This window comes from Cellulosimicrobium sp. Marseille-Q8652 (assembly GCF_965112045.1).
Window position 1 is genome coordinate 25,190 of record NZ_CBCOPS010000003.1, and the last position, 13,761, is coordinate 38,950.

15 protein-coding genes are annotated in these 13,761 nt (G+C 70.6%); 5 read left to right on the forward strand and 10 right to left on the reverse strand.

Annotation, left to right across the window (positions count from 1 at the left end):
• Window positions 1-2: 2 nt before the first annotated feature.
• From ACWPWV_RS19560 to ACWPWV_RS19600, 9 genes are read right to left on the reverse strand one after another with little or no spacing between them, the layout of a single operon-like run.
• Window positions 3-836, reverse strand: a complete 834-nt coding sequence (locus ACWPWV_RS19560; protein ID WP_454044641.1) for a DUF4913 domain-containing protein — start codon at window positions 834-836, stop codon at window positions 3-5.
• Window positions 833-2,665: a TraM recognition domain-containing protein gene (locus ACWPWV_RS19565; RefSeq protein WP_454044642.1), complete on the reverse strand. Its 1,833-nt coding sequence runs from the start codon at window positions 2,663-2,665 to the stop codon at window positions 833-835. Before ACWPWV_RS19565 ends, ACWPWV_RS19560 begins: the two co-directional genes overlap by 4 nt.
• Window positions 2,665-2,928 carry a hypothetical protein gene (locus ACWPWV_RS19570; protein WP_454044643.1) on the reverse strand — a complete coding sequence of 88 codons (264 nt, stop codon included), beginning with the start codon at window positions 2,926-2,928 and terminating at the stop codon, window positions 2,665-2,667. The genes ACWPWV_RS19565 and ACWPWV_RS19570 overlap by 1 nt, the downstream gene beginning before the upstream one ends.
• Window positions 2,888-4,192 (reverse strand): hypothetical protein, encoded by a 1,305-nt coding sequence (locus ACWPWV_RS19575; protein WP_454044644.1) that lies wholly within the window; start codon window positions 4,190-4,192, stop codon window positions 2,888-2,890. The genes ACWPWV_RS19570 and ACWPWV_RS19575 overlap by 41 nt, the downstream gene beginning before the upstream one ends.
• Complete coding sequence (locus ACWPWV_RS19580; RefSeq protein ID WP_454044645.1) at window positions 4,189-5,697, reverse strand: SCO6880 family protein; 1,509 nt, start codon at window positions 5,695-5,697, stop codon at window positions 4,189-4,191. The genes ACWPWV_RS19575 and ACWPWV_RS19580 overlap by 4 nt, the downstream gene beginning before the upstream one ends.
• Window positions 5,684-7,312, reverse strand: a complete 1,629-nt coding sequence (locus ACWPWV_RS19585; RefSeq protein ID WP_454044646.1) for a hypothetical protein — start codon at window positions 7,310-7,312, stop codon at window positions 5,684-5,686. The genes ACWPWV_RS19580 and ACWPWV_RS19585 overlap by 14 nt, the downstream gene beginning before the upstream one ends.
• Before the next feature lie 6 nt (window positions 7,313-7,318).
• Entirely contained in the window at window positions 7,319-8,062 is a 744-nt protein-coding gene (locus ACWPWV_RS19590; protein ID WP_454044647.1) for a hypothetical protein, read from the reverse strand.
• A gap of 13 nt (window positions 8,063-8,075) precedes the next feature.
• Window positions 8,076-8,381: a hypothetical protein gene (locus ACWPWV_RS19595; protein WP_454044648.1), complete on the reverse strand. Its 306-nt coding sequence runs from the start codon at window positions 8,379-8,381 to the stop codon at window positions 8,076-8,078.
• The gene (locus ACWPWV_RS19600; RefSeq protein WP_454044649.1) at window positions 8,378-9,010 is read right to left on the reverse strand and encodes a DUF6668 family protein; all 633 of its coding nucleotides are present in this window, start codon (window positions 9,008-9,010) and stop codon (window positions 8,378-8,380) included. The genes ACWPWV_RS19595 and ACWPWV_RS19600 overlap by 4 nt, the downstream gene beginning before the upstream one ends.
• A 144-nt stretch (window positions 9,011-9,154) precedes the next feature.
• Here ACWPWV_RS19600 and ACWPWV_RS19605 point away from each other — a divergent pair, with 144 nt between their 5' ends.
• The 5 genes from ACWPWV_RS19605 to ACWPWV_RS19625 all read left to right on the forward strand — a co-directional run bounded on the left by ACWPWV_RS19605 (window position 9,155) and on the right by ACWPWV_RS19625 (window position 13,078).
• Entirely contained in the window at window positions 9,155-9,430 is a 276-nt protein-coding gene (locus ACWPWV_RS19605; RefSeq protein ID WP_454044650.1) for a helix-turn-helix domain-containing protein, read from the forward strand.
• Between the two features lie 23 nt (window positions 9,431-9,453).
• Window positions 9,454-9,996, forward strand: a complete 543-nt coding sequence (locus tag ACWPWV_RS19610; protein ID WP_454044651.1) for a hypothetical protein — start codon at window positions 9,454-9,456, stop codon at window positions 9,994-9,996.
• Between the two features lie 65 nt (window positions 9,997-10,061).
• Window positions 10,062-11,057, forward strand: coding sequence for a M23 family metallopeptidase (locus ACWPWV_RS19615; protein WP_454044652.1), 996 nt, complete (start codon window positions 10,062-10,064; stop codon window positions 11,055-11,057).
• Between the two features lie 16 nt (window positions 11,058-11,073).
• On the forward strand, window positions 11,074-12,453 hold the full coding sequence (locus ACWPWV_RS19620; protein ID WP_454044653.1) for an ATPase: 1,380 nt from the start codon (window positions 11,074-11,076) through the stop codon (window positions 12,451-12,453).
• 157 nt (window positions 12,454-12,610) lie between these two features.
• Entirely contained in the window at window positions 12,611-13,078 is a 468-nt protein-coding gene (locus ACWPWV_RS19625; RefSeq protein ID WP_454044654.1) for a hypothetical protein, read from the forward strand.
• A gap of 407 nt (window positions 13,079-13,485) precedes the next feature.
• On the opposite strand, the gene ACWPWV_RS19630 is transcribed toward ACWPWV_RS19625, so the two are convergent.
• Window positions 13,486-13,680 (reverse strand): hypothetical protein, encoded by a 195-nt coding sequence (locus tag ACWPWV_RS19630; RefSeq protein WP_454044655.1) that lies wholly within the window; start codon window positions 13,678-13,680, stop codon window positions 13,486-13,488.
• Between the last annotated feature and the right edge of the window lie 81 nt (window positions 13,681-13,761).

Genomic DNA, 13,761 nt, shown 5'->3' on the forward strand with positions numbered 1-13,761 from the left:
CCTCATCTCGGTTCCTCGCGCGCGTCGGGAAACATGCCTTCGGGGGGCGCGGCGTACGGCAGCGGCGCGCCGGGGGTGTTGCGGTCGTGCTCGCCGTCGACGGGGCCGAACGGGCCGTTCTGGGGGTCGAGCAGGACGGCCATGTGGTGGTCGGCGTGGTCGCGCCACCACACGCTCATGCCGGTTGCGGGGTCTTGGCGCAGGTGCTCCCAGGCGCGCCAGAGCGCTTCGAGGCGGATCACTGCTTCGTCGTACTTCCACCACTCGGCGGCCCAGACTCGGTGCTCGCCGCGGCCGGCGATGTGGCGCCGGTAGACGTTGCGCAGGTACTCGCGCACGAACTCGTCGACCGACCCGTAGTAGAGCGCCGGCGTGCTGTCGGCGCCCGCCTGCTCGACGGCTACGGGTCGCGCCTGGTCGATGGCGGCGGCGAGGTCCTGGTCGGCGTGGTGGACCACGGCGGCGGCGTCTTCGAGCTCGCGTTCCCGGGTGCTGACCGTGGCGGTACGCCGGGCGAGAGCTCGGCGGGCCTTCAAGACGTCTTCGGCCGCGGCGACGCGCTGCCAGGTGGCCTTGGTCTCGTCGTCCTCGTAGTCGGTGCCCTTTGCCTCTGCGACGCGCAGGACGCCCTCGGCATCTGCGAGGGCGTCGCGCGCGTCGTCGAGCTGGGTCGTCGCGCGTGCGTGCGCCGCCAGCGCGTTCTCGAGTGTGGCCCGTGCCTCGGCGACCTCGGGGGGCTCGATGTCCGCCGGGCCGGTGAGAGCCGGCGCGTCGTTGACGTCGATGGGCTGGGCCTCGATCGTCGGCTCGTAGTCGTCGGTGCCCCAGTCGCTCACGGTGCCTCCTCGAGCGGAGTAGCGGCCGCGACGGTCGCCATCTCGTCGTGGGCTTCGCGCAGGGTGCGCCCTGCCTGCGGGTCGTTCGCGGTGATGGACGCCTCGACGGCTTCGCGGTGCGGCCCGGCCATCCATGGGACGGTGCGGATGAGGGTCGGGCGGGCCCCGGAGGCCAGGACGACGGCGCGGCCCTTGGGCAGTGCCGCGAGGTCGGCCACGTCGAGGATGCGTTCGCGGTGCAGCTGCTGGGAGACGGTGCGCTGCCCGCGCCCGGTCGACGTCGAGGAGGAGAGCCGGTCGTAGTCCCCGATCATGCGGGAGAGGTCCTCGAGGAAGTTTGCCTCGCTCACTCCCCCGCCGTAGACCTTGACGTTGGACGCGCTCCACAGCTTCTTCATGCCGGACTCGCCCCAGACCTCCACGCCCTGGGACCAGCTCTGCAGCACGGTGTCCAGGACGATCCCGCGTGAGCCGTAGTGCGAGTAGAGGTTCGGCAGCTCGCGCCAGCGGCACACGTTCGCGGCCTCGTCGAGCACGCCGACGAGCGGGGTCGCCAGCCGCCCGCCGGCGGAATGCGCGGCCAGCTCCTCGGCTGCCTCCACGACGGCGACGGTGAGGGCGGTGACGAGCGGTCCGGCCGTGCCGCGTCCTTCCTTGGACAGCGAGTACAGGGTGCCGGGCTTGGTCGGCTCCTGCCCCGCTGCCGCGGACGGCAGCCCGGCGCGCACGAACTCCTCCGGGCTGAACTGGGGTCGGGTGTCGACGGGGCCTTGAGGGGTGATCCAGGCCGCGATCTGCCGGTTGGTGAGGCACGACGCCATCTGCTGCGCGGTGCCGTACACGCCGCCGCGCTGCTTCTCGGGTGCGGCGATGACGCCGGCGACCTGGTCGGCGGTCAGCGTGTAGCCGTGCTCGGTGAGGATCGTGACCGGGGCCTGGGTCGTGGGGCGCGTGAGCCAGGTGTAGACGTCGGTGATCGGGCGGGCGTCGAGCGCCGCGGCGAGCAGGAGACCGGCGAGGAGGTCCTGGCCGGCTGGGTCGAAGTAGGCATCTGTGCGGGCGCCGGGGTCGCGCGAGCCGGACGCGAAGTGCTCGGCCAGCTTGGCGGCGCGCACCTCGTCGGTGACGTAGCTCAGCGGGTTCCACCACCAGGTGGGTTCCTCGCCGGCGATCCCCTGCGGGTCGAACACCCACACCGGCCCGATGCCAGCGCGCGGACCGCGCGTCTGGTCGACGACGTCGCGCTTGTTCGACGTCGACAGGACTGAGCCTGGTGCGTCCAGGATCTCCGGGACGACCATCGACGTCGTCTTGCCGGTGCGGGGACCGGCGATCGTCATGCGCATGTCTTCCCACGAGCTGAGCAGGCGCTGCCCCGTGGACACGGTGACCCCGATCGGCAGGCCGGGTGCGGCCTGCACCCCGAGGCGCTGCGCCGTGCGGCTCACGTGTTTGCGGGAGAGCCCTTCGACGTCGCGGCCACGGCCCATGTAGGTGGCCGCGCGGTCGACGCGGGTACGGCGTGCACTCTTGCGCGCGAGGGCGACGCCCACCAGGGAGCCGAGCGCGACGACGATCAGCGCCAGGCCGGACAGGACCCACCAGCCGGGTGCGCCAGGCCAGGCGAGGTCGCCGCCGAACAGCCCGAACGTCACGGTGAACGGGTCGCCTGGCACGACGACGCCGGTGCCGGCGAGCTTGTGGCCCAGGTGCATCGCGGCGTAGATCGCTCCGACGCCGAGCACGACGACGACGATCCCGACCCAGAGCAGCACGACCTCGCCGGACAGGCCGCCGGGGTCGCGGCGCCGGTTGTTCGGGACGCTCATCACGCCGCCCCCTCGTCGAGCAGGCCCGTACGCGACCGGTCGGCCCAGCGCACGGCGCTCATGTGCAGCGACTTCTCGGACTCGGTGAGTACGAGGTCGATCGGGATGCCGGGGCGGCCACCGACCTTGACGAGAAACTTGCCGCGCCCAGGGGGCGGCGTCTCGCGACCTTCCTTTGGGTCCCACGCGGGCGGGTCCTGCCACCCGGCGAGCAGTTCCTGCTCACCGCGCGAGAGTGCGACGACGGACGTCAGCAGCGGCATCTCGCTCAGGGGCAGGCCGCCGCACACGACCAGGCCGGACCGCTCGATGAAGCCCATGGCCTTCTGCCGGTCCTCCTCGAGCGGGAGGGAGCGCAGGTCCTTGAGCGTGTGCGTGATCATCGCCAGGCCCACCCCGACGGTGCGGTTGAGGCGGGTGAGGTAGTCGACGCGGTCGACGAGGCCCGGGCCGGCCTTGAGGGCCTGGTGGAGCTCGTCGAGGATCACGAAGTAGTGCCGGCGGTTTTTCGAGGCCGACGTCGGCGAGGGTCTGGGCGATGTTCACCACGGCGAAGCCGGCGGACCAGGACGCGAGCAGCGCGACCGCGCGCAGGTCGCCGTCGGACTGAGGGATCGCCGAGACGTCGTAGACCACGGCCCGGTCACGGCGCATGGGGTGCGTGGTCGGCTTGGCGAACACGTCCCCGAACTTCCCGCCCGGGCTCAGCGCCACGAGCGAGGCTTCCAGCTCCTCGGTGACCTCCTGGTAGCGGTGATCGGTCCCGCGGTCCAGGGCCGCCTCACGCAGCTCGGGCGGCGCCGAGCGCACCACGCGCAGCAGGTCCGGGATCAGGGGGACGCCGTCGTGGTGCTCGTCGAGCCAGGCGATACCGCGCGCGAGGATCGTCTCCTCGCGCGAGGTCGGGGCGCTCTTGCGCAGCACCGTGATGAGCGCGACGAGCATGTTCAGGCGCAGGCCCTGGGCATCGGCCAGGACTTCCTCGGCCGCCTGGTGGTACCCGGCCGCGCGCAACCGGCGCGCGGCGTCGGGAGCCTCGCCCGGGTCCAGGACGTTCAGCGACCCGCGGTTGCGTCCGAGCGGGATCACCTGGCCGCCCAGCTTCTCGACCATGCGGACGTAGTCCGGGCGGGTGTCCCCCAGCACCAGCGGGATCACGCCCTGCCCGGACAGGCCGACGGCCATGCGCATGACCGCGGACGTCTTGCCGAGACCGGGACGGCCGAGGAAGAACACCGAGGGGTTCCCGATGAGGTTCGCCCGCTGGTACCAGCTGATCGGGTCGCAGCACAGCGTGGCGCCGGTGAGGATGTGCCGGCCGAACGGCACCCCCACCATGGGGGTGCCGGCGCCGATCGCGAACGGCCACATGCCGCACACCTGCACGGTGGTGCCGCGCCACTCGTCGGCCTGCTGGATGTAGTTGGACTGGCCGCGACCGCGGCCTAGCCACCCGCGCATCGGCGGGCGCTGGGGGCGCAGCTCGCGCTGCCCCCGTGCCTTCTTCGCGCGTGTTCGGGTGCTCACAGCTTCTCCCTCAGCTCGGCCGGGACCTTGATGTGCTTCGGGAGCACCAGGCCCAGCGGAAGGGCCGCGGCGAATGCGGAGTCCTGCGACCCGTACACGGGCCGCAGCCGCAGGCGCGCCGTCGCGGCGAGGTTGTCGATCGCGGCCCGGGCATCGGCCTCGCGGCGGGCGTCGGTCACCGTGGCGGTGACGAGCATCCCGAACTGCACCAGGCCCGCCCCGCTGGCCTCTTCCTGCGCCGTCGCGGCCGCAGCGCGCACAGCGAGTGTCTCGCGGGCGGCTGGCTTGCTGGTCGAGGTGACCCGGAACTCCGCGGCCCGCAGGTCGGCCTCGACGATCGCCGCGGCGCGCGCCGCGTCGATCGGCCGGTACAGCAGGGTCACCCGCTTGCGCGCGATCTCGCGGTGCGGGGCGAGGAGCCGGGCCAGGACGCCCGACTGGACGTTGCCGCGGGGCGCCGACGTCATTGCCCACGTGCACGAGTACGCCGAGTCGTGGCGGTACCCGCCCCAGGACGCTTCCGCGGCCGAGGGGCCGACGTCGGGCCAGGACAGCTCGACGGGCTCGCCCGCCGCGTGCGCCTCGTCGATGAGCACCGCGGCGGCCGGGTCGTAGGCGACGCGGATCGCCTCGCACACGTCCTGCGCCGACAGCGGGTGCGCCGCACCTGCGCCGGTCGCCTGCAGGCCGGCCGTGAGGCTGGGCAGGCGCGCGGCGAGCTCGCGGCCCATCTCCTCAGGCTTGCGCTTCTTGCCACCGACCCGGTTCGCCGCGGTGAACGTGATGGCGACGTACGCCTTCACCGTCGAGGACCCGGCCGGGTAGCGGTCGACGACCTCGAGGAGCATCTGCCGAGCGAACTCGGGCGCGCCGTCGTCCAGGTTCGTCTCGACCTCACGACGCAGACGCGACCCGGAGTCGGGTGCCGTCTCGATCGTGACCGACGCGGCCTCCACGCCGGGCTCGTCACCGAGGTTCGCCAGCCAGTGACCCCAGTCGGCCACCCAGACGTCGATCTGGTCCTGGTCGACGAGAGCGGCGCCGTCGGGCTCCGTACCGATCACCACGGAGTACGACCCGGTCGCCGGCGTATAGAGCAGCGCGAACGGCCGACCGTAGGAGTCGGTGTGCTCGGTCAGCCGGGTTGGTGCCGCGAGGCCCGGGAGCTGGTAGGTGCCCCACAGCGCGCGACCCAGCGGCCCCGAGCGGTACACGTGCGTGCCACGCGAGCGCGCGGACCACCACGCGACGCGCGCACCGCCGCGGCTGATGACGTTCTTGCCGTGCGCGTCCTTCGTCAACACGGCCAGCATGACGCCCCCGAGCACCGCGGCAAGGATCACGGCCTCAAGCAGCCCGGCGACCATCACGGTGATGACCACCGCGATGAGCCCTGCCAGGAGCATCCCCGTACTCACGGAACCGAGCCCGAGGATCCCTGGCGACGTCGGACGTCGCCAGTTCCCGTAGGTCCGAGGACCCCTGTTCACCTCAACGGCTGCCATCAGGACCGCCCCCCTCACCCGTCGACTGCTCACCAAGACTCTTCGCTGCACCTGCTGCGGCCTGTCCTGCCTTCGACGCGACATCCAGTGCCGCACCAGCCGCCATACCCACCGGGCCGCCCGCCGCACCAGCCGCGGCCGCCCCACCTCCAGCCGCTGCGGCCCCACCGGCCGCCGCGCCTGCACCAGCGCCTGAACCAGCGCCTGCGGTGCCCGCTCCGGCGCCGCTACCAGCCCCGGCTCCGGCCACGCTCTGTTGCGGGTTCGGCGGCGCACTCGCAGTCGGAGCGGTGTTGCCGCCCCCGCCTCCACCCGAGGGGCCCTGGCTCCCGCTCTGGCCGCTGCTACCCGGTTGCGCGTTGCTCGTCGTCGACGAGCTAGACCCACCCGAAGCGAGCCGTCCGATCGCGGCAGCGCCACTCGGCAGCGCCGCGAGGGCGCCGGCCGCCAGCGCGGCTCCACCGGCGCCGGCCGCCATCGCACCCACCATCGGTGTGACGAAGCGCATCAGCGCCGGCATCGCGAACAGCGCGATCACCATCAGCATCAGGCCGGTCAGGACGGCCAGCAGCCCCGAGCCGTCGTCAGAGAAGACGTCGGTCCCGACGAGCTGGAACGCGGCGGCGTAGATGATCGCCGCGGCGGGCTTGTAGAGGATGAAGGCCACCAGCCAGGCGATGCACTTGCGGAACCAGGTCTTACCCATCTCCGTGCTCGTGAACGACGCCGAGAGAGGCAGGATGCCGGTCAGGATCACGAGCATGCCGCCGCGGGCGACCATGAGGACGATCTGGAGCGCCGCAGCGAGGATCGCGATGATTCCGAGAATGATGATGAGCAGCGATCCCAAGCCACCCGCTGCGGGGTTCGTTGTCAGAGCGAGCAGGGTCAGCATGTTCTCCCCGAAGCATGCCGACCCGGCAGTCATGACGTCGCACTGGAGCGAGCCGTTCAGAACCCAAACCGAGAACGAGTCGGCGGCCGCGACGAGGATCCCCACGATCGTGACGCCGGCACCGGCGACCACGACGAGCGTCAGCAGGCTCTTGACCGTCTCCCGCCCGGGCTCGGCACGCTGCTCCCACGCCATGCGCGCGCCTCCGATGATGACTGAGACGATCGCCGCCGCCCCCATGTACCACCAGAGGCTCGACTGGAGGAAGAGCACTGCTCCGCCCGCGTTCTGCGGCCCCGTGGGCAGAAGCCCGGTGACGAGCGCGCTGGCACCAGAGATCAGCACCACGGCGCCCAGGACCAGGCCGACCTTCCCCACGGCCGCGATCCCTTCGCCGGCGCGCATGCGCGTGGCGATGAGTGCGCCCAGGATCACGAGCGAGAGGATCGCGACGACGAGGCTGATCCACGTGACGTACCCCATCACCGTGGAGATGTTCCCCGAGTTCGGTGCCGAGCTGCCTGCACTGATCGCAGACTGCCCGCCGGAGCCGGTGAGGTTCGGAGTGCCGATGTGAACCCAGATCGTTCCTAGCGAGGCAACCGCCTTGCCGAACGCCTCGAGGACTGCGTTGGCCATGTTCTCGATCGCGTCACCGATCGCGCTTGTCGCGAGCTGTTCGGCCTTGCAGCCGAAGTCGATGAATCCGCACTCCGCCACCGTCTGTCACTCCCCCCAGGTGATGTAGCCCGCGAGGTCCGGAACCGTCGCGGTGTTGAGCGGCTGGGCGACGTCGGCGCTGATCTTCCAGTCACCGTCCTGCCAGACCAGCTCGTAGACCCCAGAGAGGGTCACGTTCTGCCCACCGGACGACGCCCGGACAGCGAGGTCGACTCGGGCGGTGTCGCCGTCGTAGGCGAGCATTCGGAAGCCAGCCAGGTTCATGCGGGTGCCCTCAGAGCCTGAGGTGTCACCCACCTGACCGATGAGCTCGTCGCGGTACGGGCCGTCGGCGAGGCTGTAGTCGACCCACGCCCCGCTCACCGCCGGGTCGGAGCCCTGGACCAGTGCGTTCGCGGCCATGAAGAGCGCGCCGGTGGGCGAGTGCTGGAAGCAGAACCGAACCCCGTCTGCTGTGGTCTCCCTGGGCCCGTACTCGGGCGACGTGGGGTAAGCGGTGGTCCCCTGATACGCCCACTCGGCCTCCGGAGCGATTGACAGCGTGCCGGACAGTTCCACCCCCTCGAGGCCGCACACGCTGGCACCGTCCGCGACGTCCGAAGGCTCGGACGTCGGGGCGGCGCTCATCGTCGGCGACGGGGAAGACGGTGCGGGTGCGGGATCGTCAGAGCGCGTCGCGTTGACGATCGCGATCACGATGCCGAGCACCACGACGAGGGCGACGACCACCGCGGCCGCGATGAAGCCGGGCCGGGTGAACGGGTTCTGCTCGTTGTCGTCGGTTGCCATGTCGAAACTCCGCTCAGGCCCCGGAGATGAAGCCGACGAGCGCGACGGCAGCCGAGATGACGATCACGCCGCCGAGCGCCATGCCGATCTTGCCGACGTGCTCCCCGCCCTCGCCGCGACGCGACTGGACCGCCATGAGGGTGCCGGCCGCGATGAGGCCGAGGATGCACACGACGAGGCCAACCCACTTCGCCCAGCCGAGGATGGTAGAGACCGCGTCGGTGCCCGGCGGCTGGGTCGGTGCGGGATCGGGAAGCTGCGCCGGGATCACGGCGGCGAGGTCGCTCGCCGCCGTGAGGACGCTGTGCAAGGTGCTCATCGGGTTTCCTTTCGGTTGACGGTGCCGGCGGCACCAGGTCGGACGAGCGCGTCGAGGTCGTCGACGAGTCGGCGGACTTCGCGCGGGGAGTCGGACAGTGCCGGCGGCTCCCCCAAGCGCCATCCCTCGATCCACGGCAGAGTCCAGGCGCGGGGGACGCCGCCGGCGACGAGCTGGGCAAAGTCGCGCAGGGGCCGCGGCATCCGGCCTGGTGCGTCGGCGAGGATGACCAGCCCCAGTACCTCGACGTGCGGGACGAGGCCGGCCGCCCATTGGGTGGCTGCGGCCTGCGCGGCGCGCAGGCCGCGCATGCTCGAGCGCGCCGTGAGCACGACGCGAACTGGTGCGTGGTCCGGCAGCCGCGGCCACGCGTGCGCCGCGGCCCGCGAGCCGGGGACGAGATCGGCGAGCGTGGACTCTCCCGCTCCCCCGTGCACACCGAGCCACCACAGGGTCGCGTTCCAGTGCTGAGGGCGGGTCGGCAGCTGGTCGGCGCGTTCGGGCGCTGGGACGCCACGTTGTGGGACAGACGGGCCTGTCAGCACAGGCTGGGCGGGGTCAGCTACGGTCGCCTCGGCGGGGGGCGGCACATTTTGCGCGCGCGACACCCACGGGTTGGTATCGGACATTTGCCCAGAGCCCCCTGATAATTGGACGCAGTCGTCGATGCGCCGACCCTAGCGTGAGACACCAATGGAAGGCAACAGGATGCGTTATACATCTACAGACCTATACACAGTCACCGAGGCTGGTGTAGCGTCCAATGTGTTCGCATGCGTTCGTTGGTGCAGGTGTCTGCCGTGATATCGGCTCTGGACGAGTTGTTCGAGGGCCGTGACAAGACGCTGACGGTGCCGCAGGTCGCGGAGATCTTGGGTATGACCAAGCCGGGTGTCTACAAGTGGCTCAAGGACGGCGTGATCCCTGGGTACAAGATCGGGGCGACGTGGTTCATCCTGCGTGACGAGCTCAAGGCGACGCTGCAGGCGGGATCCAATGTCCGCCCGGTATCGCGTGAGGACGGCGAGGAGACGCGTCCGAGCGACTGAGCACGACCAGCGGGGGGCTGAGCATGGCACGACGGGTCGCGTGGGCGGCCGGGACTCTTGCGGTCGCGGTCGCGCTGGGAGGCTGCGCCGGTGCACCTGCGACCGAACCTTCGCAGGGTGAGCCCGCGCCGGCGGTCGCGGCGCCTGAGGGCATCGACCGGTATCCCGGGACGCCGAACGGTGTGATCGATGAGGACACCGGCGAGGTCATCACTGCTAGGCCCGTACCGAGTTGGGACGCGGTGTCGCGCGAAGCCGCTGTCGACGCTGCGCAGGCGACGATGAGTGCGTTCGCCCGTCCCGATCTGGACCACGACGCGTGGTGGGTAGGGCTCGAGCCGTTGCTAACGCAGCAGGCGGCGCTCGACTACGTCTACGCCGACCCCGCGAACGTGCCCGCAACCGCGGTGACCGGGCCCGGGACGGTGATCGAGGAGTCCAGCGCCTACGTCGCGACGGTGGAGGTGCCGACCGATGCGGGGACATACGTGCTCATCCTCAGCCGCCAGGATGCGGCAGCACCGTGGCTCACCTCCCGCATCAGTCCGCTCGAGGATGGTCAGTAGTGGCGCCTCGCGGTACGGGAGCGGTCGCGGTAGTGGCCGGCGTGCCGGCTCTCGCGCTTGGCACCGTGCTCAGCTTGCTCCTGCTCGGGTCCTCGTCCGAGGCGGCGACCTGCAACCCTGCAGCGGGAGCCGGGACCAGCATCGCGGTGGATCCGGCGACCGTGCCGGACGCCTCGATCGCGGGCTACGACCGTGAGCAGCTCGTCAACGCCGCGCACATCATCGCCGCTGGCAAGGCGCTCGGCCTCGGGGTCCGGGACCAGACGATCGGGGTCATGACCGCGATGGGCGAGTCCAGCCTGCGCGTCGTCGACTACGGCGACGCGGCCGGACCCGACAGCCGCGGACTGTTCCAGCAGCGCGCCAACGGCGCCTGGGGCTCGTACGAGGACCGCATGGACCCGTACATCAGCGCCACAAACTTCTTCAAGGCGATGATCGGGAACGTCCCCGACCGTGAGTCGCTGGAGCCGACGATCGTCGCGCACCGTACCCAGCGCAACGCGGATCCGTTCCACTACACGAAGTACTGGGACGGCGCAGTCGCCGTGGTCGAAGGACTGTCGGGCGTCGACAGCGGTCTCAACGCTGGCACCGGCGGGCAGGTCTGCTCGGGCGGCACGACCATCCCGGGCGAGGTCAGCGCGACCGGTTGGGCCGTGCCCGCGGCCGGCCCGATCGGCAGCGTCTACGGGATGCGCCTGCACCCCATCGACAACGTCTGGCGCCTGCACAGCGGCGTCGACCTCAACGGCGGCGGATGCGACGGACCGATCTGGGCCGCGCAGGACGGCGTGGTGACCTTCACCGGGTTCGACCGCAACGGCAACGGCACGATCACCGTCGACCACGGTGGCGGCGTCCAGACCTCCTACCTGCACGAGTACGCCTCCGGGATCCTCGTGCGCGAGGGCGACCAGGTGAAGGCCGGCGACCAGATCGGCCGCGTCGGATCCTCGGGGCAGTCCACCGGCTGCCACTTGCACTTCTCAGTCATCGTCGACGGCTCTCCGACCGACCCGGTGCCGTTCATGAACGACATGGGCATCCAGCTCGGCTAACGCAAGGAGGAACACCATGAGCACCACCACGGAAGCAGCGACCTGGCCCCGCGTCGAAGCGACGCTCAACGACGACGGCACCGCCGAGGTCTCCATCGGCGGCATCCTGCACCCCATCGCCGCCTCGGGCGTCGACGAGGCACGCGTGCAGGTCGTCTCGCTCGTCGCGCATAAGGCCACCCAGCTCGGCCGTCCCCTGCGCGCGATCACGCGCGACCCCGACGGCGAATGGCCCCTGATCATCCACGCCGACGGAACAGTAGAAGAAGACACCAGCATCGAGCCCCATGACCGAGCCACCAAGACGCACACCACAACACCCGCACCGGAGCATGCGTCCGCTCCCCCGGCCATAGCCGCCGCGACGCCGGTCGCAGAGACGGCGACGTCGCCCTTTGCGACGACCGCACCACGCGGATGGGCACGCTCGGCTCACGACCAGGCCGTAGCTGCGGACGCCGCACCGCACACCCGCCGAGAACGCCGCGAGTCGTTCCTGACGGTCGAGCAGACCGAAGAGCCCGCGACCGAAGGGCTGCGCGGGTTCCTGACCCGCGTCGGTATCCGGATGGCGCCGAGCGAGGCTGAGCGCGAACTGCGCGAGTGCATCCGCCTCGTCTCCCAGCACTGGCCTGGGCCTCGCACGACTGCCATCGTCAACGGCAAGGGCGGCGCGTCCAAGACGCCGACCACCGCGTTCCTTGCGGCCGTGTTCGCGCGCTACGGCGGCGCCGGCGTCGTGACGCACGACAACAACCAGACCCGCGGCACGCTCGGGTGGCGCACCGAGCAGGGGCCGCACGACGCGACCTTCCTCGAGCTCTTGCCCGAGGTCGACCGGCTGCTTGGCACCGCGGCCCAGTCCGCGGACCTCGCCCACTTCGTGCACCACCAGACGCAGGACAAGTACGACGTGCTGCGCTCTCAGCCGATGATCCTGGCGGACGAGCAGCGCCTGGGAGTGGCCCAGTTCGACGCGATCCACTCCGTTCTGCGCAAGTACTACCGGCTCATCTTCATGGACTCGGGCAACGACGAGTCCGACTCGCTCTGGCTGCGCATGGTTGAGAACGCCGACCAACTCGTTGTCGCGACCACGACTCGCGGCGACATCGCCGAGGCCGGCGCCCTTCTGCTCGAGGCGCTGGCCGACCGCGACGAGCGCAGCGCCGCACTGGCACGCAACGCCGTCGTCGTGGTCAACCAACCCAAGAAGGACGGCACCCTCGCCGAAGCCGAGCAGGTCGCAGCAGCATTCCGCCCCCTCGCCCGCGAAGCAGTTGCCATACCCTACGACCCGTCCATGGTCGAAGGCGCCCTGCGCTTTGGCTCCCTCCGCCCCAGCACACAACGTGCATGGTTGGCTGCTGCCGCCGCTGTCGTACGTGGGCTGTGACGGTTCGCCAATGACCGGCTGTGATGTCCGCCGCAATCCGGTCGCTGGAGCGGTGTCGTCGAACAGTAGGACACCGAGATGTCGCCACTGCCGACACGCCGACACGCCGACTGCAGAATACGGACAGATTCAGGAACTCGTGTGGTTGAGTATGCGCATGACGATCTCGACCGGCAGACCGAGCAAGGGCGACAGGGACCAGTTCCTGCCCGAGTTCCCCGTCGCCGTCGCAGACGTCCTCCGACACAATGCCGACGCGCTGCAGATGCCGCACGGCGAGTACATCGCAGCGGTACTCGCGGAGCAGTTCGGGATGCCATGGCTGTCCCCCGTCGAGACCCGGGCGTCCTTCGCAGGACGCATCCAGGAGTTGCTCGATGAGGCTGGTGTCGGCCACTGGGATACCGCCCCGGCATCTGGATGGGCTGAAACCGTCAAGTTCACAACGAGACCAGCACGACCCATAGGCGACCTCGTGCGCTCACGCTCGCGAACGCAAGGCATGACGTACAAGGAGTACATCGTCGCCGCCGTCATGGCGTGGCATGGGATCACGCGCGACGCCGACTCGGTGCTCGCCCCCCGCACGCGCTACGTGCGGGAGGCGATGCGTCTACCGGCATAAGAAAGTGGCCCGTCCCTCGCGGGACGGGCCACCAGATGGAACCACTTCCGGCGACTTGCTTGGCGGCTGGAAACCGGAGTGGTTCTCTACTAAGAACAGGAGCCATCATACCCACCGCCCCGACGGGGCGCGATCACGCCTACCTGGGCGTGTCGCCGCCGACCGTTCCTGAGCTCTCACAGGCGATCCCCGCGCACCCGCGCGCCGGCTCGCCGGACGAGCAATGGGCAGATACCGCGAGCCTGCTTGCAGGGTGTGCCCGAGTACGTATCGGCACCGTCCGGGCCGACCGCAGCGTCGACTACCCCACCCGCGGTGAGCGGAAGCTCACGCTCGCGCGGCCCATCAGCCCTGCCGCGGTGCGCGTCTACGGTGATGACGGATGCTGTCAGGCCCTGTTTCTCGATCTAGACGCGAAGGGCCGTCACGGGCCGGCCGATGTCGAGCGTGACGAGGCGGTCCTGCAGCGCATCCTCGCGGTGGCGGGGCTTCGTACCTTCGCTGACGTCGCGCCGACAGGTGGGCGGCACATCTACGTCCCACTCGGCAAGCGACTGCCCTTTGAGGTGGCGCGCGAGATCGTCGAGGCACTGGCCCGCCACGCTCCTACACTCGACCCCGGCCCGCACCGCAGCGTACGCACGGGCTGTATTCGCACCCCGGGCTCGGCTCACGGCGCGGGA

What these genes read in the sequence shown, in the direction of transcription:
- ACWPWV_RS19565 (WP_454044642.1), bottom strand. Translation starts at nt 2,665, where the DNA reads ATGAGCGTCCCGAACAACCGGCGCCGCGACCCCGGCGGCCTGTCCGGC.
- ACWPWV_RS19570 (WP_454044643.1), bottom strand. Translation starts at nt 2,928, where the DNA reads ATGCCGCTGCTGACGTCCGTCGTCGCACTCTCGCGCGGTGAGCAGGAA.
- ACWPWV_RS19580 (WP_454044645.1), bottom strand. Translation starts at nt 5,697, where the DNA reads ATGGCAGCCGTTGAGGTGAACAGGGGTCCTCGGACCTACGGGAACTGG.
- ACWPWV_RS19590 (WP_454044647.1), bottom strand. Translation starts at nt 8,062, where the DNA reads ATGGCAACCGACGACAACGAGCAGAACCCGTTCACCCGGCCCGGCTTC.
- ACWPWV_RS19595 (WP_454044648.1), bottom strand. Translation starts at nt 8,381, where the DNA reads ATGAGCACCTTGCACAGCGTCCTCACGGCGGCGAGCGACCTCGCCGCC.
- ACWPWV_RS19600 (WP_454044649.1), bottom strand. Translation starts at nt 9,010, where the DNA reads ATGTCCGATACCAACCCGTGGGTGTCGCGCGCGCAAAATGTGCCGCCC.
- ACWPWV_RS19605 (WP_454044650.1), top strand. Translation starts at nt 9,155, where the DNA reads ATGCGTTCGTTGGTGCAGGTGTCTGCCGTGATATCGGCTCTGGACGAG.
- ACWPWV_RS19610 (WP_454044651.1), top strand. Translation starts at nt 9,454, where the DNA reads ATGGCACGACGGGTCGCGTGGGCGGCCGGGACTCTTGCGGTCGCGGTC.
- ACWPWV_RS19620 (WP_454044653.1), top strand. Translation starts at nt 11,074, where the DNA reads ATGAGCACCACCACGGAAGCAGCGACCTGGCCCCGCGTCGAAGCGACG.
- ACWPWV_RS19625 (WP_454044654.1), top strand. Translation starts at nt 12,611, where the DNA reads ATGACGATCTCGACCGGCAGACCGAGCAAGGGCGACAGGGACCAGTTC.